Origin of the sequence: Variovorax sp. V15 (genome assembly GCF_041154425.1) — a bacterium.
GTDB classification, from domain to species: Bacteria; Pseudomonadota; Gammaproteobacteria; order Burkholderiales; family Burkholderiaceae_C; genus Variovorax; species Variovorax guangxiensis.
The window spans coordinates 903,408-917,881 of the sequence record NZ_AP028659.1 but is presented as its reverse complement, the minus strand read 5'-3'; the positions used below and the strand labels follow the sequence as shown (position 1 = coordinate 917,881).

Genomic DNA, 14,474 nt, shown 5'->3' with positions numbered 1-14,474 from the left:
CCATGTCCACCGATATCGAATTCGCCGACGACGACCAGGCGTTCATCAACTCCCAGCAGTTCCAGGACATCAAGAGCTGGACGCACGACCACCTGCTCAGCCGCATCGAGGAACTGGGCGCGGAGTTCGGCCGCTGGTCGCGCGCATCGATCCAGCAGTTCGTCGAACTGGAGGTCGACAGCTTCGTGCGCCTGCGCCGCGTGCCGATCAACGACCGCGAGATGCAGCTCATCTCCGATGCACTCACCAAGGAGCTCGCCGGCTTCGGTCCGCTGGAAGACCTGCTCAACGACCCGGCCGTGGAAGACATCCTGATCAACGGCTACCAGAACGTGTACGTGTCGCGCCACGGCGTGCTGGAACGCGAGACGGTGCGCTTCGCCGATTCGGAGCACGTGATGCGCATCGTGCGGCGCATCCTCGCGCCGCTGGGTCGCCGGCTCGACGAGTCGAACCCGATGGTCGACGCGCGCCTGCCCGACGGCGGGCGCATCAACATCATCATCGAGCCGCTGGCCATCGACGGCCTGTCGGTGTCGATCCGCAAGTTCCGCAAGGAGCCGCTCACGCCGGCCGACCTGGTGAAGCTGGGCACCTTCGACGCGGGCATGGCGCAGCTGCTGGAGATCGCGGTGCGCGCGCGCTGCAACGTCCTCGTGAGCGGCGGCACCAGCTCGGGCAAAACATCGCTGCTCAACGCGCTCGCCAGCTTCATTCCTGCGCGCGAGCGCGTGATCACCATCGAGGACACGGCCGAACTTTCGCTGGGCACCAGCCACGTGGTGCGGCTGGAGAGCCGCCCCGGCGGCTTCGACGGCCAGGGCGTGGTGTCCATCCGCGACCTGCTGCGCAACAGCCTGCGCATGCGGCCCGACCGCATCATCGTGGGCGAGGTGCGCGGCGCCGAAGTCATCGAGATGATGCAGGCCATGAACACCGGCCACGAAGGCTCGATGGGCACCATCCACGCAAGCTCGCCGCGCGAATGCCTGTACCGCCTGGAAATGCTCGCGGGCTTCGCCGGCTACCAGGGCAGCGAGGTGAGCCTGCGCCGCCAGATCGCCAACGCCATCGACTTCATCGTGCAGATCGGGCGGCTGTCGAACGGGCAGCGCCGCATCATCTCGCTGAGCGAGGTCACGGGCGTGAACGACAACGTGGTGGCGATGCAGGAGCTGTACCGCTACGAACCGATCGTCTCGCCCGACGGCGAGGAGCGCGACCGCTGGGTGTCGCTGGGCATCGCGCCGCACTCGCCGAAGATCACGCGCTTCCGCCAGTCGCTGCAGCGCGCGGCGCAGCATGGAGGAGACAACCGTGCGTGAAGGCCTGCTCGTCGCGTTCTGCATCGCGCTGCTGCTCGCGGCCGCTGGCCTGCTGCTGTGGCAGTGGGCGAAGAACCGGCAGGAGCGGCAGGCGACGGGGCGGCACCTGAGCCAGCAGATCCAGGCGAGCGCCGCGGCGGCCGATGCGGCGCCGATACCGATGCCGCTGCGCGACATGCCCACCGACGGGCTCGTGTCCGGTTTGACCACCGACCCGTGGCTCGACGCCGGCACGGCACCCGCAGCGCCGGTGCGCACCAGCCTGCTCGAACGCGCGATCCCCGGCTGGATGATGGGCGTTGTCGAGCCGCGTACCATCGTCTTCGCGCTGGCCGTGATCGCCGGCATCTGCCTGCTGATCGGCGTGCTGGTCGGGGGTCTCGCGGCACTGGGCGTGCTGTTCCTGCTGGTGCTGATCGCGAGCTTCGCGCTGTGGCTGCAGCTGCAGAAATTTCGCCGCAAGCTCATCCACCAGCTGCCCGGCTACATCGACGCCATGGTGCGGCTGATCACCATCGGCAACTCCACTCAGGCGGCCTTCCAGCTCGCGATCGCCACCACGCAGGCGCCCCTGCGCGGCCACCTGGAGCGCGCCGCGGCGCTGGTGCGCGCAGGCGTCGATCTCGACCGCGCGCTGCACCAGACGGCGGAGAACGTGCGCATCGAGGAGATGTATCTGCTGGCCTCCATCCTCGGGCTGGGCGTGCGCTACGGCGGACGCGCCGACCTGCTGCTGGAGCGCGTGGCCAACTTCATGCGCGACCGCGAACAGGCGGAACAGGAACTCATCGCGCTGTCTTCCGAGACGCGCCTGTCGGCCTGGATCCTCGGCCTGCTGCCGGTGGGCGTGGGCGCCTTCCTGATCTTCACCAATCCCGGCTACTTCATGGGGATGTGGAACGACGAGACGGGGCGCATCCTGATCTTCTCGGCGGCGGGGCTGCAGCTGACGGGCGCAGTGCTTCTGTACAGGCTCGCGAGACTGGCATGACGATGACGCCGAACCAGCTGCTCATCCTCAGCCTCGTACTGCTCGCGGTGGGGCTGATGGTCGGCGCCGGCGCGCTGGTCGCGGCGGAGATCCGCCGCACGCGCAGCGGCCAGGTCATCGGCCGGGCAATCCGGCAGGCCGTGGTGGCACCCGACCTGAAGTCGGCCGTCGACGCTCCCGCCGACCCCGATGCGCCGATCAAGCCCGAACTCGAACTCCCTTTCCACTGGCTCGATTCGCGTATCGGTCGAGCCCTGGTCGCGGACGAAGACCGCAACCTCATCGACCAGTGCGGGCTGCCGTCGAAGCGGGCGCAGTTGGTGTTCCTCGTCACGCGCATCTTGCTGGCCTTCATGCTCCCGCTGCTGGCCTATGTGTTCTGGAGCAGCGGGCACAAGCAGAACACCGTCACCTTCGTGCTGGCCGCGTCCATCGCCATCGGCTTCATGGCACCCAAGTGGGTGCTCGGGCGCATCGCCGCAGGCCGCCGCGAACGCGCGGCGCAGGAGCTGCCGCTGTTCATCGACCTGCTGCGGCTGCTGCAGGGCGTGGGCCTGAGCCTGGACCAGAGCCTGCAGATCATGGCGACCGACTTCCGCCACGTGCTGCGCGTGCTGGGCTTCGAACTGGCCATCGCCAATGCGCAGTACAGCCAGGGCCGCACGCGCGAACACTCGCTGCATCGCCTCGCAACGCTGCACAGGAACGAGAACATGCGCGGCCTCGTCTCGCTGCTGGTGCAGGTTGACCGGCACGGCGGTGCGGTGCAGGAGCCGCTGCGCATCTTCAGCGACCGGCTGCGCGAAAGCCGCCGCTCCGAGCTGAAGGAGCGCATCGGCAAGATCACCGTGAAGATGACCGGCGTGATGGTGACCACGCTGCTGCCGGCGCTGGTCATCGTCACCGCGGGGCCGGGCTTCATCGCGATATTCCGTTCACTGGGAGCCATCATCAAGTGACAACCGAAGACTTCTCCCGCATGAGTTCACCTCGCGCCGGCCGCCTGCTGGCATGCGCCGTCGCCGCCGCGGCAACGTTCGCGCTCGCGGGATGCGGCGCGCTCAAGGACCAGTACGCCGCTGCCGCCGACGCGCAGCAGCGAGCATCGGCAGAGGCCACGGCCGACACCAAGGCCGGCGCCGCAGTCGACAGCAAGGCCACCTACCTCAAGCTGGTCGAGCAGATGCAGAAGGAAGGGCTGTGGTTCGCCTCGCTGGCGCACATCGATGCACTGGAGCAGCGCTGGGGCGTCTCGCCCGAGTCGACCCGCATGCGCGCCGATGCGCTGCGCCAGACCGGGCAGGCCGCGGCGAGCGAGCAGGCCTACAGGCGGCTCGTGGGCACGCCGCTGGAAAGCGCCGGCTATCGCGGCCTCGGCCTGCTGGCGGGTGCACGCGGCAGTTTTCCCGAAGCCGTGCAACTGCTGAAGCAGGCACAGCGCCTCACGCCCACCGATGCCGCGCTGCTCAGCGACCTCGGCTATGCCAGCCTGCGCGCGGGGCAGATCGAGGAAGCCCGGCTGCCGCTGATGCAGGCGCTGCAACTGCGGCCCGACAGCGCGCAGGCCCAATCCAACCTCGCGCTGTACCTCGAAGCGACCGGGCAGGACGAACAGGCGAACAGGCTGATGGAAGCCAACCGCATGTCTCCCGCGGCACGCGCCGCGGTGCGCGATGCCGCCCAGCAGCTGCGTGCCGGCGGATCGAGGCCGCTCGCGTCCGCCGGCTCACTGCAACCGGCCACAGGCGTGACCGTTGTGCGCCGGCTGCCGGACACGGCTGCCGCCGCCACACGCGAAGACCAGGCACAGCAGCAACAACCGCTGATGCTCAAGGCATCGCGCTGGTCGGGCGGTGCAGGCGTGCGCACCGCCAGCCAGCTCAACCCTGCCACCGCGGACGCGGCGGCTTCCCTGTCGCCGAATTCGACCTCACGAGGCACCCCATGAGAAAGACGACCATCGCCCGCATCGCCTCGCTGCCGGCATTCGGACTTGCGGCCACGCTGCTGTTCGCGACGCCCGCGGCATTCGCGCAACAACAGCAGCAACAGCAACCGCAGGCCGCACAGCCTCCCGCCGCCAAGGCACAGGAGCCCGCAACGCCCGCTCCTGCCACCGCCGCTCCACAGGCATCGGCACAACCGCAGGGCCAGGAAGAGATGGACCAGGCCGAGGACTTCAGCTACGAGCCGCTGCAGGTCGGCGACGCCACCCAGAGCCTGCTCGCCTGGCAGCGCGGCGGGGAGATCGCATCCAGGACGCCGAGAACCATCGCCGGCGACATCGCCAGCCGCAGCTACCAGCGCTATCTGAAGAGCTTCGAATACCCCATTCCCGAGCGCATGACCTCGAGCCTGAAGTCCAACGCCGGCAATGGCAGCTCGGGCGCCGGCGCCGACACCGGTGCGCCGAAGTAGCCAAGGCGCACTCACGCAGATCCGGCAGCGCCATGACCGCACCACGCCTTCACAACCGCACCGCCGCGCACGCCCAGCGCGGCGCGTACGCGGTCGAGTTCGCCCTGGTGTTCCTGATCTTCTTCGCGCTGCTGTACGGGATCATCAGCTACGGGATGCTGTTCGCATTCCGCATGGGGTTGCAGAACGCGGCGGAAGACGGCGCGCGTGCCGCGTTACGTTACCAGTCGACCTTCACAGCGCGGGCCACGCAGGCACAGACGACCGCGATGGCCAGCAGCAGTTGGATGCCGCCGGTGGTCACGCGCAGCGTCAGTGCGACCGTGTGCGGCGTGGTCAGCAACAATTGCACGGCTCCCGCCTGCGGCGCCACCTGGGACACACGTTGCCAGATGGTGGTGACCGTGACGGCAAGCAATCTCCAGGGGCTGCTGCCGCCGTTCCCCAGTTTCGCGATGCCCAGCACCATCGTCGGCCAGGCCAGCATGCTCCTTGACGGTAGGGCACCATGAGCGGCAACGGAAGCAGGCACGTTCGCAACCCGGCTCGCCAACGAGGCGTGGCCGCCATCGAATTCGCGTTGGTCTTCGTCGTGCTGTTCAGCGTGCTCTACGCGCTTGCGACCTTCGGCGCAGTGCTCTACACGCAGCAGTCGGTCACTCGCGCTTCGGAAGAAGGCGCCCGGGCCGTTGGCCTGCTGACGCCGGCGCCGACTGCGGCCGATCCTCGGGTGAAGGACGCGGTGTACGACTCGCTGGCCAATTCGCTCGTCGTACCCGTTTCAGCCAACACCAGCGTGACCACGCGGCGCAGCTGGATCGTCTCCAACGTCACGGTGGACGTGACGCGCAGCGATCCGAGCGCGCCGGGCGCCTACATCCGCTACGTCGTGACCGTGACCTATCCGTACAGCGCCAACCGCCTCTTGCCGACGATGCCCCTGCTGGACACCAGCCAGTGGATGCCCGACCAGCTCCGCAGCCGCACGACCGCCGCGCTGCGGTCTTCCTGAGAGCGCCAGCCGCATGAACGCCGCACTCCGGAGCCCTTCTTCCTCGAGTCGCTCGCGATCGCGTGGCTCGGTGCTCATCAACACCGCCATCGCGCTGAGCCTGATCGTCACCACGCTGATCGGCACCGAGATCGGTTTCATGTACTTCATGAAGCGCGAGTTCCAAAAGGCAGCCGACCTTGCCGCGCTGGCCGGCGCACAGCAGATCCGTGCCGGCTGTGCAGCCGCTACCACGGCTGCGCAACTCAATGCCAACGGCGCAGCCGGCGGGGTGCCGGGCAACATGCCGACCGGCCTCACGCTGCTGCCGGGGGAAGTCCAGTGCGGCTACTGGGACAAGGACACCAGCTTCCAGTCACCCGCCGTCACCGGCACGGCAAATGCGGTGCGCGTGGCCTTCCAGAAGGCGTCACCCACGCTGCTGTCGTTCTTCACGGGCAACCGACTTATCGGCGTTAGTGCTGTGGCCGCACTGAGTGCGCCGCTGGCCGAGTTCTCCGTAGGCAGCAAGCTCGTCGTCGTGAGTGGCGATTCGACGCTCGGGCGATTGCTGAAGGGTATCGGGCTGGACCTGTCGGGCACTTCTCTCGTGGCCTACGATGGTTTGGCGCAAGCCAAGATCACGCCCGGAGGGCTGCTGGCGGCACTGGGCATTCCGGTGGCTGCGGACATCGGCGTGGGTGAGCTGAACACTCTGCTCGCGGGGCGCCAAGTGGCGCTCGGCGACCTACTTAACGCCATCGTGACGCTAGCGGGGCAGAACAGCCTCTTGGCGAGCAACATCGCGCTGCTTCAGGCCATCCAGACCAAGCTCGGGCTGACCAATCTGATGGTGCAGCTAGGCTCGCTGGCGGATGGTCCGCGCGGGCTGTTCGCGCAGATCATCTCGCCGGGCGGCACTGGAAGCAGTGCGTTGAACGTGGGAGTGAGTGCGTTGGACCTGCTCTATACGTCAATCGGCGTGGCGACTGCGAACCATGCAATCGATGTCAGCCCACTCAACATCAACTTGCTGTCATTGGCAAAAGTCTCGGTCCAGGCAGGGGTGATCCAGCCGCCTTCCATCGGCATTGGTGGCATCGGGGCCAAAGCCTACAACGCGCAGGTTCGCACCTTCATCCATGTGACCACCGACGCAGGGCTGCTCGGTTCGCTGCTGGGCCCACTCGTCAAGCTCGACCTTCCAATTGTGCTCGATGCAGTCCAAGGCACTGGCACTATCACAGACATGTGCACTCCCGCGCTGCAGGATCCGGCAAGTGGCAAGGACAGAGTGAAGTTCTCGGTGGAAAGCAAGATCGCGAATGTGTGCGTGGGCCAGATCGCGTCGACGGACCTGTTCTCCAAGACGGCTGCGTGCAGCTATCCGACCACGCTGAAGGACATGGAACTCATCAACGTACTGGGTCTGCTCAAGGTGAACAATCATCTAGACCTGGGTGTGCTGAAAGCAACGCCGGATGCCCAGTTGATCCTTGCCGAGGGCGAGACCGGTACCACCCCGGTCAACAACCTGCAGCTGGGCACGACGGTGTCCGATCTGCTGGCGCAGTTAACCACCCTGCTATTCGGCGGTACGACGCCATCGGGCACCCCTACCGGCACCCAGCTTGACAACCTTACTACCCAACTCTGGAACAACACCGCGACCATCTGCACTGCAAGCACCACGGTGTGTTGGGGCCAGCGGTACAACAGCGTCATCAACACCATTCGCCAGAACTCGGGACAGAGCGGTCTGCTGACCGGCCTGCTGAACGGCATCACCGATCTCCTGTCGGGCGTGCTCAATCAATGCACCGGGCTGCTCGGCATCGGCGGCAGCGAGCAGGGCTGCAAGAACATGATCAAGGACACGCTGCAGACCAACAGCACCGGTGCCGGAGGCGCGGTCTCCAACGCGGTGTCGGTACTCGCAGGTTTGCTCAAGCCGCTGCTCGACGCTATCGGCTCATCCATCCTCACCCCGCTCCTGACCAACGTACTCGGCATCAACCTCGGCCAGATCGACGTGAACCTGAAATCGCTCGACTGCAAGGGCCTGCCCATGCTCGTGTATTGACGCTGCGCTCCTCCCGATGAATTCACCCGCCGCCAATTTCGACGAACTCGACCTCTTTGTCTGGGAAGGCAAGGCAGACATCCTCGACCGCATCGCGCGGTGCATGGCGAGCTTCGACGTGGAGGTCATCCGGGCCGACGGCATGCCGACGCCGCATCCGGAGCAGGGGGCTGCGCTGCGGCCTTCGGTGGCGATCATCAGCGTGACGGTCATCGACGGCGGAGGGCTGGCGCATGCGACGGAGCTGCTGCAGGGCATGCCGGTGATCTGGGTGGCGGCCGGCTCGCGCGAGCGCGACTCGCGCACCTATCCGCCCGAGTACCTGCACGTGCTGCCCTACGACTTCACCTGCGCCGAGTTGCGCACGATGGTCGCGAAGCTGGTGCGCCAGCTGCGCGCGCGCGAGGTGGCGCCACAGGCGCCCGACGTGCTGGTGGCGCATTCCGATGCGATGAAGGCGCTGCTGGCCGAGGTGAACGCGTTCGCCGACTGCGACCACAGCGTGCTGGTGCGCGGCGAGACGGGCGTGGGCAAGGAGCGCATCGCGCAGCAGCTGCACCTGGGCCACCAGCGCTACGGCAAGGGCGCGTTCGTGGCGGTGAACTGCGGCGCGATTCCCGACGGTCTTTTCGAGTCGCTCTTCTTCGGCCATACCAAGGGTTCTTTCACGGGCGCGGTGCATGCGCATCGCGGCTACTTCGAGCAGGCCACGGGCGGCACGCTGTTCCTCGACGAGATCGGCGACCTGCCGCGCTACCAGCAGGTGAAGCTGCTGCGCGTGCTGGAAGACAACGCGGTCACGCGGCTGGGCGCGACGGCGCCGGTGCGGGTGGACTTCCGGCTGGTGGCGGCCACCAACCGCAACCTGCGCGAGATGGTGGCCAGCGGCGAGTTCCGCGCCGACCTGTTCTACCGGCTCGCGGTGATCGAGCTTCACGTGCCCAGCCTCGAGGAGCGCGGCGAGATTGACAAGATCGCGATCTTCAAGGCGCTGCTGAGCAACGTGCTCGGCGACGAACTCGAAGCGCTTGGCGAGACGCCGCACTGGCTCAGCGACGCGGTGGCGGAGACTTATTTCCCCGGCAACGTGCGGCAGCTGCGTAATCTCGCGGAGCGCGTGGGCGTGATCGCTCGGCAGCTGCACGGCTGGGACCAGAACCTGATCCAGCGCGCCATCGCGCTCACGCGCGGAACGCCGGCACCGGCTGCATCGGCCGGCAACGGCATGAACGGCAATGGCGGCGGCCTCGGCGCGATCGACGGCAGCGCCGACCGCAAGGGCTGGAACAGCAGCGAGCGCAACCGCATCATCGCGGCGCTGGAGATCAACGACTGGAAGCGCCAGGACACCGCGCAACACCTGGGCATCAGCCGCAAGGTGCTGTGGGAAAAAATGCGCAAGTACCAGATCCTCGACGGCGAGCCGGGCATTCCGGAAGAACAATAGGCTCTCCCCCAGGGCTGCGCGGCACTTCGTGTCCGCTTCGCCACCCCCCTTCCGGGGGCAACACCTGCGGCCCGGCAGAGCCGGTTCCGCGGTGTTCCCGAATTGGCTTCGCTTCGCTTGCCTCGTGTTTATGGGATCGAGAGACGTTGTGCTCTGCGTAGCGCAGGCGGCGCGCCGGCTGCTCCCGTCGCGCGTTCGGCCACCACCGGCTCGCTCGCGCAGGCCGTGTTGCTCGATATGCACAGCTTCGCGAGCAGGCCGTCCTCGGTGAGCACTTGGCGGCTGGGGGCGCCGAAGAGGCGGTCGATCCAGTTGTTGGGGCCGTTGGGGTCGATGCGCAGTTCGCCGGTGGTGCGCGCCAGGCGCAGCTCGGAGATGCGCAGGTCGAAGACGCCGTCGACGTAGTCGAACAGCAGCGTGTAGTAGTCGAGCTGGGCGTCGAGCACCTTGGGCAGGGTCTCGCGGCCGAACTCCATCAGGCGGCGGCGGCCGCGGAAGGCCTGGCCGGCGGTGCTGACGGCTTCCATCAGCTGCTTCTCGCGCTCGCGGCCGGAGACGGTGCGCGACCACGATGCCGACGTGAGCTCGAACAGGTTGAGCTTCACGCCCTCGAGCTTGGCTTCCTGGTTGGCGACTTCGGCCAGCGCCGACTTCATGCGCAACTGGCGGTCGAAGCCGTTGCCGAAGTTCCAGTTGAGTTCGAAGGCGGCGCGCGTCGGGTCCTGCGGAGAAACGCCGCGCGGGTCGCGGCTCTTCACGAGCACGGCGTCGAGCGTGGGGTAGAGGCTCGCATCCTGCTGGTCGGCAAGCGCCCTCGCCCGCTCGATGCGGCCCAGCGCCTCGGCGATCTCGGTGCTGCGCGACTCGGCACGGCGCAGCGCCTCTTCCTGCGAGCCGATGCGCCACTGCACCGGCGCCGCGAGCACCGGCAGCGATTCGGCGTTCGGCGAGAACTTGAAGTAGTTGCGGAACTTGGCCATCGCCTCGTCGCGCTGCGCCTCGAAGTCGGACTCGCGCGCGGCCACCAGCGCTCGGCGCGAGGCCGCCATGTTCAGGTCGTTGTCGCCGCTCACGCCCAGCGCCACGCGGCGGGCCTCGGCCTTCGAGAGTTCGGCCACCACCTCGGTGGCCTTGTGCGCGATCTGCTTCTTGAGGTCGAAGCGCTGCACCTGCAGGTAGGCGGTGAGCGCGTCCAGCACCACCTTCTGCGAGGTGGTGACGACGGCCTCGTCGTCGGCCTGGTTGCCGGCTTCGGCGGCGCGCTGGGCGGCGCTCATGGCGCCGCCGTCGATCAGGCTCACGCGGGCTTCGGCTGTCAGCACCGTGTAGCTCTGCGTCTTGGCGTTGGCCGCGCCGCTGTTGTAGTTGCCCGATGAGGTGCCGACCTTGAACTTCGGATAGCGCGCCTGCTTGGCGGCGTCCACGCCGTAGCTGCTGGTGTTGGCGGCCGCCTGCATGGTCTGCACTTCGGGGTAGTCCTGCGACAGCGCGATCAGCGCCTGCTTCACCTGCTGCGCGTAGCTGGCGGCGCCGAGCGAAGGCGGCGACAGCCTGCGCGCGACCGTGAGCCTGGCGGCGCTTTCCATCTCCTGCTGCTGCAGCAGGTGCTCCGGCAGCGGCTGTTGCTGCTCCTGGGCGTACGCAGGCGGCAGCGCGAAGCCCGCGCACAGCGCCGCGCAGACGGCGCCGGTGCCAACGCGGCGCAGATCGACCGGTTTGCGGTACTTCATGGTTCGCGGAAAGCTTCGCGGCGAAGCTTGAGCACAGGTCGCAGGATGTACCAGATGAACGGGTCGGTGCCCACGCGCAGGTCCACTTCGGACTCCATGCCGGCGGTGATGCGGTTCTCGACGCGGCCCACGTGCGACTGCGACATGCTGATGAGCAGCCGGTAGTAGGGCGCGCCGTTGGAGATGGCGGGGTCGCGGTCGGCGTCGGCCGCCACCAGCCTGACCTTGCCTTCGACCGCGCCGTAGCGCAGGTAGTCGTAGGCGGTGATCTTCACGCGCGCCTCCTGGCCCACTTCGATGAAGCCGCGGTCGTTGGGGTTGAGCCGCGCCTCGACCATGATCTCGTCCTCGTCGGGCACCACTTCGAGAATCGATTCGCCCGGCTTCACCACCCACCCCGGGCTGGAGTTGCGCAGCCCCTTCACGATGCCGTCGGAAGGCGCCTTCACCACGGTGCGCGAGCGCTGCGTGCGCGCACGCGCCAGGTCTTCGCTCAGGCTCGCGAACTGGCGCTCGACGGTGGCCAGCTCGTCCGACGCGCGGCGGCGGAAGCGCCCCTCGGCCTCCGCCATCTTGGCCTGCGCCTCGGTGATGGAGGCGTTGGCGGAAACCACGCCCTGGCGCGCCACCGCGAGTTCGCTGCGCACGCTCTCGGCCTGGCGGCGCTTCTCCAGCACTTCGACCTGGCCCACCAGCTTCTCGCTGAGCAGCTGTTCGGAAATTTCCAGTTCCTTCTGCATCAGCGCGAGCCGGTCGCTCAGGCCCTTGACCTTGGCCTCCTGCTCCAGCTTCTTGCTGCGCGCCTGCTCCAGGCCCGAGACCGCGCCGGCCATCACGCCGCGCTGCTCGAGCGCGCGCGCCTGGTAGGCGCCGGTCTCGCCTTCGAACACGCCCTCGTCGATGTCGGTCGCGAAAGACTGCCGCGTGAGCGGCTGGCCACGGCTCTCGGCCATGAGCCGCACGCGCGTGGCCTGCGTGGCAGCGTAGCGGGCGGTGAGCTCCTCGAGGTTGAGGCCGCTGCCGCCCAGGTCGATCTCGACCAGCGACTGGCCCTGCTTGACCTTCTCGCCCTCCTTCACCAGCACGTTGCTGACGATGCCGCCTTCCAGATGCTGGATGGATTTGACGCGGTCCGAGGGGATCACGCGGCCCGGCGCGACCACCACGGTCTCCATCGGAAAGCCGAGGCCGACCAGCGCGAGCACGGCGATGGCGCCGCCGATGATCCACTGTCGCCGCCTTCCCTGCGGCGAGGTCTGGGCCGCGCGCTTCTCGTTCTCGTCCTGAAGAATCTGCGGCAGGTCTGATTTCAAGTCGCGTCCCCGGATCACTCTTCGTTCGTCACTCATCACATCGCCAGTCGATCACGCCATCGAGCGGGAAGCCGGGGAGGCTCCCGCCGCGCCGTCCTCCGCGTCGCCCAGCGCCACCAGCGGCTTCTTCACGCCGAACAGCTTCGGCACCATCACCGCCGCCGTGCCCTGTTCCACGTTGCCCATGCCGGTGACGTGGTAGACCACGTTGGCGGCCGAGACGATGCGCAGCGAGTGCGTGACCACCACCACGGTGCGAACCTTGGCCACCGCAAGCAGCGTGGCGAGCAGGTTGCGCTCGCTCTGGAAATCGAGGTCGTTGCTGGGCTCGTCGAGCACCAGCACCGAAGGCTTGCGCAGGAAGCTCATGGCCAGCGCGAGCTTGCGACGCTCGCCCACCGACACGCCGGTGCCGCCTTCGCCGATCATGGTGCGGTAGCCGTCGGGCAGCCGCGAGATGAAGTCGTGCGCGCCCGAGAGCTTGCAGGCTGCGACGATCTGCTCGTCGCTCTGGCCCGGCGCGTTGCGGCGCATCACGTCGATCATCGAGCCGCCGAACCAGTAGACCTCCTGCGAGAGATAGCTGATCCAGCGCGAGAGCTCTTCGCGGCCGAACTGCGAGAGGTCGTACTCGCCGATGCTCACGATGCCGCGCGTGGGCGTGTACAGGCCCGACAGCAGCTTCACCAGCGTGGACTTGCCCGCGCCGTTGCGCCCGACGATCACGTGCAGGCCGCCCGGGCCGATGTCTAGGTCGACGTTCTCCAGCACCGGCTGCTGCGCGGTCTCGGTGAAGCTGAAGCTCACGTCCTTCAGCGTGATGCGGCCCAGCGGCTGGGGCAGCGTCATGCCCGTGGGCGGCTTCTCGACCGGCTCGCGCAGCACGGTCTCCAGCCGCTTGGCGGCTTCCTTCGCGGTGGCCAGCGAGCGCCAGTTCGACACCAGCCCCGCCACCGGCTGCAGCGCCTTCAGGGCCAGCATGTTCGATGCGACGAGGCCACCTACCGTCATCCACTGTTCCATCACCGAAACGGCGCCGACGGTCACGACGACGACCGAGAACACGGTGAGCAGCACGGTGGTGCCGTCGCGCGCGGTCTCGATCTGGCCGTTCTTGCTGAAGCTCTCGGCGAGCCAGGCGTTGTAGGTCTGGCGCCACATCTCGATGGTGGGGCCGTCGTTGGCCTGGGCCTTGAGCGTCTCGCGCGCGTTGCAGATCTCGGCGGTCACGCGTTCCAGGCCGCGCCCGCGCTGTACTTCTTCCACGCGGCCGGAACGCACCTCGTCGGCCCACCACCACGCCAGGAAGGACATGATGCCGAGGAACAGCACCACCACCGGCAGCACCGGCAGCGCGACGATGCCGATGACCACCAGCGCGAAGACGGCCATGGGCAGGTCGAAGATGGATTGCGCCAGCCCGCCGGTGATGGTGCCGCGCACCGAGGCCACGTCGCGGAAGTACAGGTGCCACACCGACGCCGGCCGCGCTTCCAGCGCGCGCAGCGGGCGGCCCAGCATCGAGTTCAGCAGCGCGCCCGAGACGCCGTGGTCGACGATGGCGCCCGCGTTGCGCAGCAGGCGCGAGCGGCGCGTGCGCAGCCAGAATTCGATGCACAGGAAGAACAGGATCCCGCTGACCAGCGCGGCGAGCGTGGAAGTGCCGCTGCGCGAGAGCACGCGGTCATAAACCTGCAGCAGGAAGATGGAAGGCAGCAGCCCGAACAGGCTGATGGGCAGCGAGCGCCATGCCGCGCTCTTCACCAGCGGGTAGGCCGCGCGGAACGCGGCGTTCAACGCACCCGCGTAGGGACTGGCGCCGGGCTCGTCCGGGGTCTCGGCAACCAGTTGGCTTGGCAGGAGGAACTTGATCATGGGAAAGAGCCGGTTCGTCGTGCAATGACGCCTGCGTCATTATCAACTGTTACCCGACTGTTACAAGGCAAATATTCACTCACCGTGTGCTTCAAACACACATCAGCACGGCAGCCTTTGCCCCCTCGCCACATCGGCCCTGATCCCATGAACCGGAACCGGTTGCGCGGCGCTTCCCGTTACCGCGCAACCGGCCGGCCTCCCTGCCCTTGCCTCCCCCGTTCGCCCTGACAAATCCTGCGCGAACACCAGCGCGATGTTGGCGCACAGCAGCATGCAAAGCACCCATGCGCACAGCAGT

Annotated in this window: 12 protein-coding genes; 9 read left to right on the top strand and 3 right to left on the bottom strand. The window is 67.7% G+C overall.

What is annotated here, in order from left to right; genetic code table 11:
• The first annotated feature begins 2 nt into the window (after nucleotides 1-2).
• The 9 genes from ACAM57_RS04420 to ACAM57_RS04380 all read left to right on the top strand — a co-directional run bounded on the left by ACAM57_RS04420 (nucleotide 3) and on the right by ACAM57_RS04380 (nucleotide 9,255).
• The gene (locus ACAM57_RS04420) at nucleotides 3-1,325 is read left to right on the top strand and encodes a CpaF family protein (RefSeq protein WP_369660825.1); all 1,323 of its coding nucleotides are present in this window, start codon (nucleotides 3-5) and stop codon (nucleotides 1,323-1,325) included.
• A complete protein-coding gene (locus tag ACAM57_RS04415) occupies nucleotides 1,318-2,316 on the top strand; it encodes a type II secretion system F family protein (protein WP_369660824.1) in 999 nt (332 codons plus the stop codon). The genes ACAM57_RS04420 and ACAM57_RS04415 overlap by 8 nt, the downstream gene beginning before the upstream one ends.
• The gene (locus ACAM57_RS04410; RefSeq protein WP_184640772.1) at nucleotides 2,313-3,275 is read left to right on the top strand and encodes a type II secretion system F family protein; all 963 of its coding nucleotides are present in this window, start codon (nucleotides 2,313-2,315) and stop codon (nucleotides 3,273-3,275) included. Before ACAM57_RS04415 ends, ACAM57_RS04410 begins: the two co-directional genes overlap by 4 nt.
• A gap of 20 nt (nucleotides 3,276-3,295) precedes the next feature.
• Nucleotides 3,296-4,264: a tetratricopeptide repeat protein gene (locus tag ACAM57_RS04405; protein ID WP_369660823.1), complete on the top strand. Its 969-nt coding sequence runs from the start codon at nucleotides 3,296-3,298 to the stop codon at nucleotides 4,262-4,264.
• Nucleotides 4,261-4,734, top strand: a complete 474-nt coding sequence (locus tag ACAM57_RS04400) for a DUF3613 domain-containing protein (RefSeq protein WP_369660822.1) — start codon at nucleotides 4,261-4,263, stop codon at nucleotides 4,732-4,734. The genes ACAM57_RS04405 and ACAM57_RS04400 overlap by 4 nt, the downstream gene beginning before the upstream one ends.
• A 32-nt stretch (nucleotides 4,735-4,766) precedes the next feature.
• On the top strand, nucleotides 4,767-5,246 hold the full coding sequence (locus tag ACAM57_RS04395; RefSeq protein ID WP_369660821.1) for a TadE/TadG family type IV pilus assembly protein: 480 nt from the start codon (nucleotides 4,767-4,769) through the stop codon (nucleotides 5,244-5,246).
• Nucleotides 5,243-5,746: a TadE/TadG family type IV pilus assembly protein gene (locus ACAM57_RS04390; RefSeq protein WP_369660820.1), complete on the top strand. Its 504-nt coding sequence runs from the start codon at nucleotides 5,243-5,245 to the stop codon at nucleotides 5,744-5,746. Before ACAM57_RS04395 ends, ACAM57_RS04390 begins: the two co-directional genes overlap by 4 nt.
• Before the next feature lie 70 nt (nucleotides 5,747-5,816).
• A complete protein-coding gene (locus ACAM57_RS04385; RefSeq protein ID WP_369660819.1) occupies nucleotides 5,817-7,808 on the top strand; it encodes a TadG family pilus assembly protein in 1,992 nt (663 codons plus the stop codon).
• 16 nt (nucleotides 7,809-7,824) lie between these two features.
• Nucleotides 7,825-9,255, top strand: coding sequence for a sigma 54-interacting transcriptional regulator (locus ACAM57_RS04380; RefSeq protein WP_369660818.1), 1,431 nt, complete (start codon nucleotides 7,825-7,827; stop codon nucleotides 9,253-9,255).
• Nucleotides 9,256-9,383: 128 nt separating this feature from the next.
• Here the strand turns inward: ACAM57_RS04380 and ACAM57_RS04375 are convergent, their stop codons facing one another.
• The 3 genes from ACAM57_RS04375 to ACAM57_RS04365 are packed head-to-tail and all read right to left on the bottom strand — an operon-like array spanning nucleotide 9,384 to nucleotide 14,173.
• Nucleotides 9,384-10,985 (bottom strand): TolC family protein, encoded by a 1,602-nt coding sequence (locus ACAM57_RS04375; RefSeq protein WP_184640779.1) that lies wholly within the window; start codon nucleotides 10,983-10,985, stop codon nucleotides 9,384-9,386.
• The gene (locus ACAM57_RS04370; RefSeq protein WP_369660817.1) at nucleotides 10,982-12,298 is read right to left on the bottom strand and encodes an HlyD family type I secretion periplasmic adaptor subunit; all 1,317 of its coding nucleotides are present in this window, start codon (nucleotides 12,296-12,298) and stop codon (nucleotides 10,982-10,984) included. Before ACAM57_RS04370 ends, ACAM57_RS04375 begins: the two co-directional genes overlap by 4 nt.
• 51 nt (nucleotides 12,299-12,349) lie before the next feature.
• A complete protein-coding gene (locus ACAM57_RS04365) occupies nucleotides 12,350-14,173 on the bottom strand; it encodes a peptidase domain-containing ABC transporter (RefSeq protein ID WP_126023569.1) in 1,824 nt (607 codons plus the stop codon).
• Between the last annotated feature and the right edge of the window lie 301 nt (nucleotides 14,174-14,474).